This is a genomic window from Anaerobacillus alkaliphilus (assembly GCF_004116265.1).
GTDB lineage: Bacteria > Bacillota > Bacilli > Bacillales > Anaerobacillaceae > Anaerobacillus > Anaerobacillus alkaliphilus.
In genome coordinates, this window is the sequence record NZ_QOUX01000042.1 from 77,296 (window position 1) to 91,408 (window position 14,113).

Annotated in this window: 13 protein-coding genes; 5 read left to right on the top strand and 8 right to left on the bottom strand. The window is 36.1% G+C overall.

Annotated elements, in window-relative coordinates:
- Positions 1-212: 212 nt before the first annotated feature.
- Both DS745_RS13265 and DS745_RS13270 read left to right on the top strand, forming a co-directional pair.
- A complete protein-coding gene (locus DS745_RS13265; RefSeq protein WP_129078717.1) occupies positions 213-1,970 on the top strand; it encodes an ABC transporter ATP-binding protein in 1,758 nt (585 codons plus the stop codon).
- Positions 1,971-3,992, top strand: a complete 2,022-nt coding sequence (locus DS745_RS13270; protein ID WP_129078718.1) for an ABC transporter ATP-binding protein — start codon at positions 1,971-1,973, stop codon at positions 3,990-3,992. It abuts the gene before it with no gap.
- 110 nt (positions 3,993-4,102) lie between these two features.
- Here DS745_RS13270 and DS745_RS13275 read toward each other — a convergent pair whose 3' ends face one another.
- On the bottom strand, positions 4,103-4,726 hold the full coding sequence (locus DS745_RS13275; RefSeq protein ID WP_129078719.1) for an NAD(P)-dependent oxidoreductase: 624 nt from the start codon (positions 4,724-4,726) through the stop codon (positions 4,103-4,105).
- Between the two features lie 166 nt (positions 4,727-4,892).
- Between DS745_RS13275 and DS745_RS13280 the strand changes: the two genes are divergently transcribed.
- The 3 genes from DS745_RS13280 (at position 4,893) to DS745_RS13290 (ending at position 6,301) form a co-directional block, all read left to right on the top strand.
- The gene (locus tag DS745_RS13280; protein ID WP_129078874.1) at positions 4,893-5,633 is read left to right on the top strand and encodes an urease accessory protein UreH domain-containing protein; all 741 of its coding nucleotides are present in this window, start codon (positions 4,893-4,895) and stop codon (positions 5,631-5,633) included.
- A 123-nt stretch (positions 5,634-5,756) separates the two neighbouring features.
- Positions 5,757-5,960 (top strand): alpha/beta-type small acid-soluble spore protein, encoded by a 204-nt coding sequence (locus DS745_RS13285; protein WP_129078720.1) that lies wholly within the window; start codon positions 5,757-5,759, stop codon positions 5,958-5,960.
- Positions 5,961-6,043: 83 nt separating this feature from the next.
- Positions 6,044-6,301, top strand: coding sequence for a hypothetical protein (locus tag DS745_RS13290; RefSeq protein WP_129078721.1), 258 nt, complete (start codon positions 6,044-6,046; stop codon positions 6,299-6,301).
- Between the two features lie 57 nt (positions 6,302-6,358).
- Here DS745_RS13290 and DS745_RS13295 read toward each other — a convergent pair whose 3' ends face one another.
- From DS745_RS13295 to DS745_RS13320, 7 genes are all read right to left on the bottom strand, one after another.
- Positions 6,359-7,450 carry an ABC transporter ATP-binding protein gene (locus DS745_RS13295; protein WP_129078722.1) on the bottom strand — a complete coding sequence of 364 codons (1,092 nt, stop codon included), beginning with the start codon at positions 7,448-7,450 and terminating at the stop codon, positions 6,359-6,361.
- Between the two features lie 124 nt (positions 7,451-7,574).
- Positions 7,575-8,489, bottom strand: a complete 915-nt coding sequence (locus DS745_RS13300; RefSeq protein WP_129078723.1) for a PucR family transcriptional regulator — start codon at positions 8,487-8,489, stop codon at positions 7,575-7,577.
- Between the two features lie 85 nt (positions 8,490-8,574).
- Positions 8,575-8,745, bottom strand: coding sequence for a hypothetical protein (locus DS745_RS24925; protein WP_196121259.1), 171 nt, complete (start codon positions 8,743-8,745; stop codon positions 8,575-8,577).
- A gap of 224 nt (positions 8,746-8,969) precedes the next feature.
- Positions 8,970-10,130, bottom strand: coding sequence for a YheC/YheD family endospore coat-associated protein (locus DS745_RS13305; protein ID WP_129078724.1), 1,161 nt, complete (start codon positions 10,128-10,130; stop codon positions 8,970-8,972).
- The gene (locus DS745_RS13310; protein WP_129078725.1) at positions 10,108-11,502 is read right to left on the bottom strand and encodes a YheC/YheD family endospore coat-associated protein; all 1,395 of its coding nucleotides are present in this window, start codon (positions 11,500-11,502) and stop codon (positions 10,108-10,110) included. The genes DS745_RS13305 and DS745_RS13310 overlap by 23 nt, the downstream gene beginning before the upstream one ends.
- Positions 11,499-12,575: a YheC/YheD family endospore coat-associated protein gene (locus DS745_RS13315; RefSeq protein WP_129078726.1), complete on the bottom strand. Its 1,077-nt coding sequence runs from the start codon at positions 12,573-12,575 to the stop codon at positions 11,499-11,501. Before DS745_RS13315 ends, DS745_RS13310 begins: the two co-directional genes overlap by 4 nt.
- A 5-nt stretch (positions 12,576-12,580) precedes the next feature.
- Positions 12,581-13,969, bottom strand: a complete 1,389-nt coding sequence (locus DS745_RS13320) for a YheC/YheD family endospore coat-associated protein (protein ID WP_129078727.1) — start codon at positions 13,967-13,969, stop codon at positions 12,581-12,583.
- Between the last annotated feature and the right edge of the window lie 144 nt (positions 13,970-14,113).

Sequence of the window (14,113 nt, forward strand, 5' to 3'; positions counted from 1 at the left end):
AGCACGCCGCTATATAGTTGGTGTGCTTTTTTATTTCGGGTATTAACACCTATGGTGATAATATAAATATTTTTTGGAGGGATGTTGTTATGGAACAATTAATGCAACTCATTTTGATATTTGAGGAGAAGGTAAAGAATTCACCGAAAGAAGAGCTGGAGAGTGGTTAGCTACTCTTCAAAGCTCCCTAAAAAGAAAGGGGATGAACCCATTTGTTCTCAGTATTAACGAAACTCAGTTGGTTTTTTAAAGAAAATTGGCAACGATATGCAATTGCCATAGGATTTCTTACAATTGTTAATGTCCTTGAAGTAATACCGCCTAAACTAATCGGTATCTCAATTGACTCCATTCATCAAGGAACACTAACAAGGGAAAGTCTAATCCAATTACTATGCATCTTTGGGCTATTAATAATTGTTATTTATTTTATGTCATATGTTTGGTTAAACAAGTTATTTGGTGGTGCTTTCTTATTAGAAAGAACCTATCGTTCTAAGATGATGAAGCATTTATTTAAGATGACTCCAACATTTTTTGAAAAAAATCGTACAGGTGATTTAATGGCGAGAGCTACGAATGATTTAAAAGCCGTTTCCCTTACCGCAGGGTTTGGAATTTTAACATTAGTAGATTCGACTCTGTTTTTGGTCATTATTCTATTTACGATGGGTATTCTAGTGAGCTGGAAACTCACCTTGGCCGCGCTATTGCCTTTGCCAATTATGGCAATACTTATGAAAATTTACGGAAAAGCAATTCATGAGCGATTTACAAAAGCACAGGATGCGTTCGGAGATATGAATGATCAGGTGTTAGAGTCAATTGCAGGTGTCCGAGTTGTGCGTGCTTATGTTCAAGAAGGGCCAGATGAAAAACGATTTAAGGATGTAACAGATGATGTTCTACACAAAAATATAGCTGTTGCAAAAATTGATGCCTTATTTGAACCAACAATAAAAATATTAGTAGGTCTTAGTTATTTAATTGGCTTAGGGTACGGTGCCTACCTCGTTTTCCAAAATGAGATTACGTTAGGAGAACTTGTAGCGTTTAATATTTACCTTGGAATGCTCATATGGCCAATGTTTGCGATTGGTGAGTTAATTAATATTATGCAAAGAGGGAATGCCTCTTTAGATCGTGTTACAGAAACGTTGACCTATGAACCAGACGTTCAGGAAGGGAATGATTTAGTGGCAATTTCCCAGCCTGAGACGATTACGTTTTCTAATGTAACATTTCGTTATCCAAGCTCTCAGGTTGATAACTTAAAAGAAATACATTTTACTCTAGAACCAGGTCAAACGCTAGGAGTTGTAGGGAAAACTGGTAGTGGTAAAACAACTCTACTTAAACAGTTACTAAGGGAATATCCAATTGGAAAAGGCACTATCACTGTATCAGGCATCTCTCTTGAAAAGATTGATATGAGGTCTTTGAAGAGCTGGATCGGTTATGTGCCCCAAGAGCAAATTCTTTTCTCGAAAACAGTGAAAGAAAATATCATGTTTGGACGTGAAACAGCTAGCGAGCATGAACTTTATCGGGTACTAGAACTTTCAAGCTTTAGAAATGACATTGCTACATTACCAAAAGGGTTAGAAACTCTTGTTGGTGAAAAAGGCGTTTCACTATCAGGCGGACAGAAACAAAGGATATCGATTGCAAGGGCACTGCTTGTTAATCCAGACATACTCATTTTGGATGACGCTATGTCAGCGGTAGATGGAAAGACAGAAGCAAAAATAATTGAGAATATTCGCCGTGAACGCGGTGGAAAAACAACCTTTATTTCAACTCATCGTTTATCGGCTGTTAAACATGCAGATTGGATTTTAGTTTTAGAAGATGGTCAAGTAATTGAAGAAGGAACACACGAGCAATTACTTAACAATCATGGTTGGTATAAAGAACAATTTGAACACCAGCTTCTAGACGACCGCACCAATGAAGGGCAGGTGAACTAAATGAACGTAAGTAAACGTTTATTTCAATACGCACTTACTTATAAAAAGTCGATTTTGGTAGCATTAGCTTTACTGACATTCGCTGTGGCTGCCGAGTTAACCGGTCCATTCATTGCTAAAAAAATGATTGATACCCATATACTTGGGGTAGAACTTCCATGGTATGAAACGAATGCTAGTGAAGATACTGTTCAGTTTCAAAATCGTTATTTTATTAGAGAAGATAGAATAAAAGATCACGAATTGATGAATGAAATTCGTTTATTACAAGTAGATAGAGTTTATTACTTTATTGATGAATCAGTTCTTTTTGATGGGAAAAGGGAAATAGCTGAGGGAGTACTTGTTATTACGAATCAAGGACGAGAAGCCAGTTACTTTTCTGAACCGCTCTCGAGTGCTGAAGCATTTGCGTTTTTTGAGCCAGAAATACCAAGTTTGGTAAAGTTAATGGGTCTCTACTTTGGATTAATTTGTCTTGCAGCTCTATTTCATTATGGGCAAAAGTATTTATTACAAGTATCTGCAAATAAAATTATCCAGAAGATGCGTTCAGATGTTTTTACCCACATCCAAGAATTACCAGTTAGTTATTTTGATCGACTTCCAGCAGGGAAAATTGTTTCAAGAGTTACAAATGATACAGAGGCAATTCGCGAGTTATATGTGACAGTCTTAGCAACATTTTTTACATCAATTATTTATATGGCGGGGATTTACATTGCCTTGTTCTTATTAGATGTAAAGCTAGCTCTTATCTGCTTAGTTATGGTACCAATTTTAATTGTATGGATTAAATTTTACCGTAACTTCGCATCAAAGTATAATCACAAAATTCGCTCTGTCCTAAGTGAGATTAACGGTATGATCAATGAATCAATTCAAGGAATGCGAATTATTCAAGCGTTTGGTAAAGAGAAAAAATCAAATGACGATTTTGAAAAGCTTAATAAGGACCATTTTATGTTTCAAAGTAAATTATTAAAGTTAAATTCTTTGACTTCACACAATTTGGTTGGTGTGTTCCGTAATCTAGCTTTTGTCGCTTTAATCTGGTATTTCGGTGGGGCTTCCCTTGGAATTGGGACGGTGATCTCATTAGGTGTTCTATATGCTTTTGTAGACTACTTAAATCGCCTTTTTCAGCCAATCTCTCAACTAGTTAATCAATTATCCCAGTTAGAACAAGCACGTGTGGCTGGAGAAAGAGTTTTTGAATTATTAGATGAAAAAGGAGAAAAAGTCTCAAGTAAAACTCTGCCAAGGTATAAGGGAAATGTTTGTTTTGAAGATGTCTCATTTGCTTATTATGAGGAGGAGTTTGTACTAAAAAACATTTCTTTTGAAGCGAAACAAGGTGAGACAGTGGCTCTGGTTGGTCATACTGGATCAGGAAAAAGCTCAATTATGAATGTACTATTTCGCTTTTATGACCATAACAAAGGGAAGATCACCATTGACGACATCGATATCATGAGTATTTCAAAACAAGAGCTCAGGGAGCATATGGGGATTGTTCTTCAGGACCCTTTCCTATTTACTGGAACGATTGCCTCAAATGTATGTTTAAATGACCCAAGGATTACAAGAGCTCAAGTGGAAAAGGCAATTGAAGATGTAGGTGCAAACAAGTTGTTTAGTCGTTTTGAAAAAGGATTGGATGAACCAGTTATTGAGAAGGGAAGCACATTGTCTGCCGGAGAAAGACAGCTAATCTCATTTGCAAGAGCGCTTGCGTTTAATCCAGCAATCTTAATTCTTGATGAAGCAACAGCAAGTATTGATACAGAAACAGAAGCGATCATCCAAGAAGCACTAGAGGTGCTTAAACAAGGCCGTACAACATTTATTATTGCTCACCGTTTATCAACCATTAAAAATGCTGACCAAATTTTAGTGTTAGATGGAGGCAAGATTGTCGAAAGAGGTAGTCATCATCAGCTGATGGATCTTAAAGGAAAGTATTTCCAGATGTATCAGCTACAATTAGGTTTAAAAATGGAGACGGCAAAGGTTGTATAGATGTATATGAAAGGCTGTTTTCGCAACATTGTTTACGAAAAGAGCCATATGAAAAAACACGATTGAGGCCTAAGCTACTCAATCGTGTTTTTTTAATAGCTTTTGTACTTCTAGTAAGCTAATCCTACGCGACAATGGATATGTTTGTTGGAAGTTATTTGCTCAAATGTAAACTGGGCGGTATCTCCAACGGAAATCTTCTCTCCATCTATTGGTAAGTAGTCGACTTCATAGCGATAATTTCCAATAGCTTCTCCATCTGGCAAATAGGTCGGGCAGATCACAGTCCAATCTAAGGTTGAGGACTTTAATGTTTCGTAGGCAAGGCGATGGTCTTCGGCAGCTTGTGTCGCCCTGGGACTTCTTCGTCTAGTTTCAGTTGATTGATAGCGATAGAGAGAGGGACTAACTCTACTCTGAAGAATTCCTGCAGTGCCAACCGTAATAATTCGCTTAATTCCATAATATTTCATCGACTCAATGATGAATGGTATACTGCCTGATAATGTAGCCTTTCCATCTGTCCCAAGAGCACTCACGACTATATCTTGATTAGCCATGGCACTATGTATATCTTCCTTACGTAACACATTTCCTTCATGGACGGTTTTTGCCTGGTAAATTAACGTGGTGCGATCGCGAACAAATGCTGTTACTTCTTGGTTGTCAATATTCGCAAGTTTCAAAAATTCTGAGCCTACTCTTCCACTAGCTCCTAGTAATAATATCCTCAAGATAATTAATTCCCTTCATTCATTTCTCCATCCTACCATAATAAAAATTTATCTAAAACGCAATTATTGTGCTACAATATTGCCATTTTTTCTTCATACTTCCTCTATATTTTTTGTTTACGATATGAAAAAATGGAATTAGACCATTAGAAGTGAGTGATGAATGATGTATCAGCTATTTCAACAAATCAGTCATTTTTTTAGTGAGCCATTTATGAATGCTGCTTACGGAACAGAACATATCCCCCTATTGTCAGCATTGATGCTCGGGATTGTTGGGGCACTTGCTCCATGTCAGTTTACAGGTAATCTAAGTGCTATTACACTTTTTGGTAATCATTCACTACAAAAAAAAGCAGCATGGAATGAAACCATGTTTTTTATCTTAGGGAAGATCATTGCCTTTTCAAGTTTAGGTTTCATTGTCTGGGTATTAGGGACAGAATTTCAACAATCATTAATTGCCTATTTTCCTTGGATTAGGAAGTTGCTAGGTCCAATGTTGATAGTTATTGGGCTTTACCTAGTTGGTGTATTTACGATGCGTTGGACTTTTTCTTTATGGAAAAGGAAATCTGAAAAAGGAGGGAACATCGGGGCATTTCTTTTAGGTTTAAGCTTTTCACTAGGTTTTTGTCCAACGATGTTTATCTTGTTTTTTATTGTTCTTATGCCAATAGCAGTAGCAGTTCCTTACGGTGCAGTTATTCCAAGTATTTTTGCAATCGGAACGTCTATCCCACTACTTCTTTCCGTTTTCCTTATTTGGTATTTTGGTTTAAGTGGGGCGTTTATGAAGAAGGGAAGAAAATTTGGCCTTCTTGTCCAACGTGTAGCAGGTAGTATCATTATTCTTATTGGTATGTTAGATACCATAACATATTGGGAATTAGCAGCCTTTTTCTAAAGGGCTGTTTTTTTGATAACTTAAAAACTCAATCTCTTGTAAAATGTAAAAAATTTCTATTAAAAAAAATACATACTCAGAGCAAAATGAAACAAAATAGTATTACAAGAGGAGGTGATTATCTTGGCAAACAACAATAGCTCAAACCAATTATTAGTTCCTGGTGTACAACAAGCACTAGACCAAATGAAGTATGAGATCGCTTCAGAGTTTGGTGTACAATTGGGTCCAGATGCAACAGCACGTGCAAATGGTTCAGTTGGTGGAGAAATCACAAAGCGTCTTGTTCAAATGGCTGAGCAACAGCTAGGCGGGCGCATTCAGTAATCTGTAACACAATTTAATATTTTTGGATTAGGGGATGGGAATACCATCCCCTTTTTAGTGAAAAGTAAAGGAAGTAAAAGTAGATGAGTATTTGTCCTTTATGTAATGGAATTGAATCGATGTCAATAAATTGTGATCAATGCAATCTTCCTATGGAAGACAAAGGCCGCATTATGGATTATTTTGATGATTATAGTGCTTATTTAGACATTGACGGTATGAAACTGTTTAATGGTATTGCTGATGATGCAAGGAATAAGCAATGTCCACATGTTTTTTATTGTTCTCAATGTCATACGGAAAAAACAATGTTTATACAAGAAATAGAAGAGGCTCACTAGGAGCCTCTTCTATTATGTTTATCTATCTCTAACTGAAAGGGCGTTTACGCTTTGTTATTAACGAAGACGTAATTCAGTTTTTGGATCAAAGAAATGCGCTTTGTTCATATCTAATGCTAACGTAATGCTTTGACCGTTTTTAACGTCAGTGCGAGAATCTACACGAGCGATAAAGTCTTGATCTGCAACTTTTGAGTAAAGGTAAGTCTCAGCTCCCATTAACTCAGCTACATCAATTAATGCTGTAATTTTAGTTTCTGCAGAAGACTCAAGGAAAACAGGCTCATCATGGAAATCTTCAGGACGAATTCCTAGGATAATTTCTTTTCCTTCAAATGCTTGTAACATTTTTGATTTTCCTTCAGGAACTTTAATTTTTAAATCGTTCATATGGAAATATCCGTTTGCAAGCTTACCGTTTAAGAAGTTCATAGCCGGAGACCCGATAAATCCACCAACGAAGATGTTTTCTGGTAGGTCATATACTTCTTTTGGTGCTCCAACTTGTTGAATAACACCATCTTTCATAATTACAATTCTTGTTGCCATTGTCATGGCTTCTGTTTGGTCATGTGTTACGTAGATTGTTGTTGATTGTAAACGTTGGTGAAGCTTTGTGATTTCCGCACGCATTTGTACACGTAATTTTGCATCAAGGTTTGATAATGGCTCATCCATTAAGAATACTTGAGGGTCACGAACAATTGCACGTCCTAAAGCTACACGCTGACGTTGTCCACCAGACATTGCTTTCGGTTTACGATCAAGCATTTCTGTTAAACCTAAAATTTTTGCTGCTTCTTTAACACGACGATCGATTTCGTCTTTTTTAAACTTACGTAATTTTAAACCAAATGCCATGTTCTCATAAACGTTCATATGTGGATATAACGCGTAGTTTTGGAATACCATCGCGATATCACGATCTTTTGGTGCTACATCGTTTACAAGACGATCTCCAATGTAAAGCTCACCTTTAGAGATATCTTCAAGACCAGCGATCATACGAAGTGTAGTTGATTTTCCACATCCAGATGGACCAACGAACACGATAAATTCTTTATCTTTAATTTCAAGGTTAAAGTCTGAAACAGCTTCAACTCCACCTTCATAAATTTTATAAATATTTTTTAACGTAATTTCAGCCATAAATTCCGCCTCCAATTTAATTGTTCTACTTTATGTTTACATTGTACCCCGATAGGCTTGTATCGTAAATTGTAAGCGTGCACAAAAATCGTTCGGTTAATTTGTGCACTGTGCCTTGAGTTCTTTATTTAAGCTGATGTTTCATACTTTCATCAAGTGAAATTAAGAAATATAAAGAAGCTGCTTGTTGAAATTGTTTAATATCAATTCCAGTTTTCTCAATAAATTTATCAATCCGATATTGGAGACTGTTGCGATGCATAAAGAGCTTTTTAGCAGCTAATGTTGTATTTAAATTTGATTCCATAAATACCTTAATTGTTTTTAATAACTCTTTATCGTCACGTAAGAAGTCAATGATTTGTAATAGCATATTTATTGTCATCTCAGAAGTATCACTACTTAATAAGAATGGAATTAACTGTTCTTTTTGAACAAATGATAGGTTAGGAAGGACTCTTCTTGCTAGTGAAAAAGCGTTTTTCTCCCAATCATAAATACTCTTGGCTTCTTCAACATTTGTAAACATACTCCCTTGAAAAAAGGCGATTTTAACATAGAAGTCAGACATAATGGCTTCAATTAGACTCTCGCCCACATGTTCCTCGTCCTCGTCTGTCATATATTCCACGACAAATCCTTCAGTGCGTGTAACCAAAACTACGGTTATCTTTCTCGGAAATAAGCTATGTAAAGCTTCGATAAAGTTTATTTCATCGTGTAACTCACCATCTATTATAAAATGTGAGAAGCGAAAAGCTGAACGGTTTAAAAGAGGCGGACTACTTGTTACACGACCAGATATTGTTAGCTCTTTCCAGTATTGTTGTTCATTCGTTTCAGCGTTGCTTGTCGTATGTATGGCTGTTAGAAATAGATCTAGTAGTTGTATTTCTTCTTTCATTAAGTGGTCTTTATTTAAATAAAGTACCTCTTCGTCAGTTGTCTTATATTGTAATAGCTGTTCTTGAGGTAATTGCCTAACTTCTTCTTCTTCAATAACTGCTTTTTTTAGAATGACTCTTAAATGTTCGACCATAGTAAAAAACCCTTCCAATTAACAATGTCTTTAACTGAAAGGGTATCAAACCTATTGCAATAATACAACTTCTGTATTTTTTATTTTAGGCTTTTCTCGGAGGTTCTTCCTCTTTGAAATCTTGAGCTCTTTCGATTTGAGGATGATCATATTTATCTGTTACAGTCCCACCTGCTAGGCCTTCATTTGTCATACGGTCAACATCAACATATACTTTGTCTCTGCCCTCATAGTTTGAATCTTCCTTCATTTTCATAGCAGTTAACCCTCCTTTTCTTTATAGTTTGTGTAGAATTTAGTTTTTTACAATAATGAATTTCATAATTCCATATTCTTGCCACGAAGATACCATATGTAGTTGCGCTAAACCTTTCGCAACTACATATGGTTTTGGGTGGCTCATTTTTGGTAACTATGAAATTCATTCACAAACATAATCATTAAAAAACCTCAGAACAATAGCTTCCTGAGGTTTCAATACTAAAATCCTGTATCTTCATAGAAGCACTGGATTAATGTTTGCAGTGCTTTTCCTTGAATATGAGGCTCATCAAATTGCATTGGTTTTGAATTAATTTCAAAAATCCAGAGTTGATTAGCTTCGTCTACTCCTAAATCAATCGAAAATTCACATAGATATCCATAAGCTAATTCAAGCTGATTAGCAATTTGAATAGCTAATTTTTGAATTTCTTGTCTATCAATGCCACTACTTACAGTTTCAAAAGGCAAAATTGATCCACCTTGAGGAACGTGAGTTGTAACAGAACCTTGGCCAGCCCACCGAACACCAATCCCAGTTACTCCCCAATGCTCTTTCACTCGTTGAACTAATATTCTCAAATCGTAAGGACGGTTAAGATATTGTTTAAGAGCAATATGTTTCTGGATAATTACCGTTTGAGCATGTAACTTAGACTTTAAAGCCTCCCAAGCTTCTCCGTATGACGAATACTTATTTTTTACCTTATTAGAAGTTACTTCAATATGATTTATATTCTTCTTAACAAGGTATACGCCATTTCCGCGATTACTTAACACTGGTTTAACAATTAGAGTTTGGTATTTCTCGATCCAGTCTGTAAACTTTCTAAAGTCGTCCATCACCATTGTATCCGGCAAATAATCTTTACATAAATCGTTCTGAAGTAGTTGCTTATAGGTTTCCCACTTGTTAAAAAAATGGGGATTGTAGAGAGGAATGGCGTTTTGTAGCGCCATTTTACGAATTTCATCTAACTTTTCTTCAGCGCGATATGACGCAACCCTATTGTAAATAATATCAGGTAAAGGTAAACAAGCTTTTCGCCACTCTCCTTCAATAAAGAGAAAACCGTCAATTTCTTCCCCCTGGTAGCCTTCAGGTGTCATAACAAAGAGGATCCCACCAGTCTGTTGGAGCTGATGATGGATTTTTTTAAATGTAGAGCGATTTCCATAAAAATCTTGTCGACCTTCTTTGCTTGTTAAGATTGCAATTACGGGGCCAACTTTATTTTTATTTCTTTTTACCTTAAAGGCTACACCAGAACTATCTTCCTCATATAAAATAGGGAGGTTGTTCTTTCCAAATACTAACGGTTGTTTACAATCAGTTAGCCACTTATTTTTAGTAATGTTATAAAAAAGTTCCATGAGCATTAACGAGTTCTGGTTGTTTTTCAACCGATTGTTTAAATAGGAAAACTGCGTATTCTAATGGAAGGCGCCGTGATTGTAAATCATCTCCCTTTAACTTTGGATGGGAAAAGATTGTTCTACCAGGTTTGGAATTAGCTTCAAACATCCATACGTGTTCATCTTGGTCAACACCAATATCAAACCCTATTTCACCAATGAAACCAGGCATATTTGCATCAATTTTTTCACTTAAGAGTAAGGCTGTTTCATGTAATTTTTTGGCGATCGTAGGAGTAGCACCTATGTCATGAAGAATTTCTTTGACAGTTTTTACTTCACCACCACTTTTTACATGAGTGGTAATACTACCTGTACCGGCAATTTTTGCTGCGATTGCACTGACACACCACTTTCCTTCGTCGTCTTTGTTAGTATGAATACGAAAATCAATCGGATTGTTATTCCATTTTAATAACCGAATTCCTTGTTGAGCTATCATTTCTTCTAAGCCAAACGGGAATTGGCGTCGCACTAAACGCTTTAGCGATGAATATCTTCTTAATCGATTTTCTTCATTATTTCTGAAACGACAATAAACAAATGGATCATCATTCTTTTGAATTAACTGTTGAATTCCTAAGCCAAGACTTCCATTGGCTGGCTTCACGTAAACTTGCTTAAACTCTTCCAATAATTTTTCAATATCGTGAAATTCAGGTTGAAAATAGCTTCTAGGTAAATGTTTACTAGCTTCGTTGTCGTTTACTAGCATTTGATGTATATCCCATTTATTGAAAAATCCCGGATTAAACCAAGGAATATCATATTCTTTTTGGAGGCGTTCCTTTACTTCCTTAGAAAATTCCAGGTTTTCTACTTTTCGATTAGGGAGCCGATCATAGACAACATTAGGAATTGGAACTTTACGCTGCCTCCAGCCTTCGTTTGTGTAAAAGTAGCCATTTACTGTTCCATTTTCCCAATCAATTTGGTGAGCACCGAAAACAAAATAAAATGCACCGATCTTTTTTTCTACCGATAATAGCTTAGCAAAAAATAGAGAACGCTCTCCAATAGGTCGTAAATTGAACTGAGTAAATCCTGCAGTGAAAATTCCTACCAAAGGTCCAAGGTATAACGTTTGATCTTTCTGAAATACATGGATAAGGCTTTCATGAGGTATCATTAACTGATCCCATAAATCACTAGATAATTTATATTCATTTTTCTGATCAGGGTGCGGTGCAACCTCACAAGAAACTGTTTTGGTCCCAAAGGAAATGGCGGTAGGGAATTGCATACGGTCTACATATTCCTTAAACATTTCCACTGGCACAAAAAAAGTACCGGAACGACTGTTTTCACTCACTAACTGTAGTGCTTCTTGCTTCATGAAACTCCAACTCCTTTTCTTTTCGCATCTAAATATAGGCAATAATGAATTGGCGAACTTGCCAAAGTTGCTGTTTTGTGTGGGAAGCTAGTTGTAATTACTTTTCTTCCAGGCTTAGAGTTAACCTCTAGGAGCCATAGTTTACCATCTGTATCAAAGCCGAAATCAAGCCCTAGTTCAAAAAGCTCATAGCCATGTTTTTCAAGCGCAGAAGGGATCCGCTCAATTAGGGCTTGTAATTGAGTTTGGAGCGGTAGTTGTGCATCAAGTGGAAGAAGATGTAACCAATCTTCATAGGATTCGACTTGGCCGCCACTTCCTAGGTTTGAAGTGAAATCACCGATTTTCCCAGTTCGAATGCCCCTACCAATTTCTGTCCAGTCTCCTTGACTATTTCTTTGAAGGAAAACTCTAAGATCAAAAGGACGCTGTTCATGATTATTTAAGGATAAAAAAGGTTGGCAAAGGTATCTTCTTTTTTCTGTAACTTTCTCTACCAGATGCTCTAACTGCTTTTTGGATAAAAGCTTTTCAAACGGTGTACCGTACTTCTTAGCGGTAAGAGCAAACTTCTTGTTCTTGCTTGATACAATAAAAATACCTTTTCCTTGAGAACCACTTACTGGTTTTACTAGGATTGAATGTAATCTAGACAAGGCTGTAAAGAGAGTATCTGTAGTCAGTAGCTCTGTTTCAGGTAAAAAGTGGTTAATGAAAGGGTCTTCTTTTAAGGCATTGAAAACGACCCATTTGTTTGGAAGTCCATGACCTAAAAATTGGATATCAGGTTGGGATTTGAGCCAAGTAATATTCGGATATATTGATTTGAATGTATCCTCATTGTCATAGAAACAACGGTCATATATATACGTAGGGAGTGGAAAGTCCTTAGTCAACCACTGATTTTCATGAGGACAAAACGCTTTTCCACGTGCAGTTCGGGCAGTAAGATCAATGTCCTTTGGTGAGAATAGAAAGATGGATACATTTTTTAACACGCTAGCTTCTGCAATTGCAGTGAAATAATCTTCTTCCTGGAGAAGATTTGTTACTATAATTCCGAGCGTTACCATGGTATTTATCTCTCCTTCCTCTTCTCACTCTTTTGCAATGGATATCCACTTAAATGAGCCAAGTAAGCAATAATTGACTTAGTAGATGGGCGAATACGTTCACTAGGTTCATCATCCACCTTTGAAGGTTTTGAGTTGACTTCAATGATCCAGAGTTTCCCTTCTTTATCTAATCCAATATCGATACCAAGTTCTCCAAATAATCCATCGTAGCTTTCAGATATCAAATTACAAACCTCTACAGCAAGTTCTCCCATTAATTTGACGTATTGTTTAGCTAGTTTCTCATCAAACATGGTAGTGAGTACCTCTAGTGGCCTCTTTTGTTCTCCTCCTTGCGCTAGGTTTGATACCATCTTTTCTTTTGGAGAGATCCTTGCTACCGATGAAATAACTTTCCATAATCCTTCTTCATTTTTTATACAAAGAATGCGAAAGTCGAGCGGACGGTCTTCTTCGTACTTGATAAGATCAATCCCCTGCTGAACTATAAATGTTTTTTTTGTTAGTCTCTCTTTAAGTCTTTTAAAAAGTAGGTAACTAGAATGGAACGTGGTAGAATTCTCCTGAGAAATAGATGAATAGAATACGAGATACTTATCTTCAACTTTTTCGATTTTTAAGATTTGTCTACCCTGACTCCCATTTACTGGTTTGACAAAAATGAAAGGGTAAATGGTAAGCAGTTCGGTAAATGTGTCATAGTCACTAAAGAGAGTTGTTTTTGGTAAATATGGAGCCATTTCAGGGAAACTAGATAATGCTTCATGAATTTCCCATTTATCTAAAAAGCAGTGATTAAAGAAATGTATTTGATTTTCTTGGAGCGAAGCAATAAAATCTTTATAAATATCCGAGGCCTCAAAAGACCTTGATCCTATACGATTGTAAACAGCATCAGGATCGGGAAATACATATTGCTCCCATTGTTCATTTTGAAATGAAAACCCACAGGTTGGTTCGTTTTTTTTCAGGAGTGGTTTGATATAAAAAAGAATATGGTGTCGTTTTGCAAAACGTGCTAGTTCTTCAAAAAAGGACGTCATGCTACCAAACTTTGTATCCTCGTGGTACATTTGGTTTGTGATGCAGGTAATTATAGGTCCGATTTTTAGAATATTCTCCTCCTGTTTATATAGACAATGTATGGGCAATATTTCAAAAGGAATACTTATTTTTTCAGCTAGTGGCAAACTAATTTCGATTGTTGGCATTTTAAATGACAGAGTCTCTACAATGGTCACTAGTTCAATTTGATTACCAAACTGAAATTGAATTTGATTGTTATGGTGTAAATCCCATTTTCTGCATAATGATTTTGAAATTCTTATTTGATTACTACTTTCAAAGTTTCCATTTTTATCAACCTGAACAATTATTTTTCTTATGAACATTTAGACCACTCATTTTTATCAATTTTGAATTCTGACTTGTGAATGATGAATTTGTTGGAATAAGATACTTCGAAGTTATACTTTCAATAATTCAACATTCATAATTCATAATTTACAAGTAAAAAGGTAGGCATTTGTTGATAC

Excerpts from the sequence above, each read along its gene's own strand:
- DS745_RS13270 (WP_129078718.1), top strand. The coding sequence starts at position 1,971 with ATGAACGTAAGTAAACGTTTATTTCAATACGCACTTACTTATAAAAAG.
- DS745_RS13280 (WP_129078874.1), top strand. The coding sequence starts at position 4,893 with ATGTATCAGCTATTTCAACAAATCAGTCATTTTTTTAGTGAGCCATTT.
- DS745_RS13290 (WP_129078721.1), top strand. The coding sequence starts at position 6,044 with ATGAGTATTTGTCCTTTATGTAATGGAATTGAATCGATGTCAATAAAT.
- DS745_RS13295 (WP_129078722.1), bottom strand. The coding sequence starts at position 7,450 with ATGGCTGAAATTACGTTAAAAAATATTTATAAAATTTATGAAGGTGGA.
- DS745_RS13300 (WP_129078723.1), bottom strand. The coding sequence starts at position 8,489 with ATGGTCGAACATTTAAGAGTCATTCTAAAAAAAGCAGTTATTGAAGAA.
- DS745_RS24925 (WP_196121259.1), bottom strand. The coding sequence starts at position 8,745 with ATGAAAATGAAGGAAGATTCAAACTATGAGGGCAGAGACAAAGTATAT.
- DS745_RS13305 (WP_129078724.1), bottom strand. The coding sequence starts at position 10,130 with ATGCTCATGGAACTTTTTTATAACATTACTAAAAATAAGTGGCTAACT.
- DS745_RS13310 (WP_129078725.1), bottom strand. The coding sequence starts at position 11,502 with ATGAAGCAAGAAGCACTACAGTTAGTGAGTGAAAACAGTCGTTCCGGT.
- DS745_RS13315 (WP_129078726.1), bottom strand. The coding sequence starts at position 12,575 with ATGGTAACGCTCGGAATTATAGTAACAAATCTTCTCCAGGAAGAAGAT.
- DS745_RS13320 (WP_129078727.1), bottom strand. The coding sequence starts at position 13,969 with ATGTTCATAAGAAAAATAATTGTTCAGGTTGATAAAAATGGAAACTTT.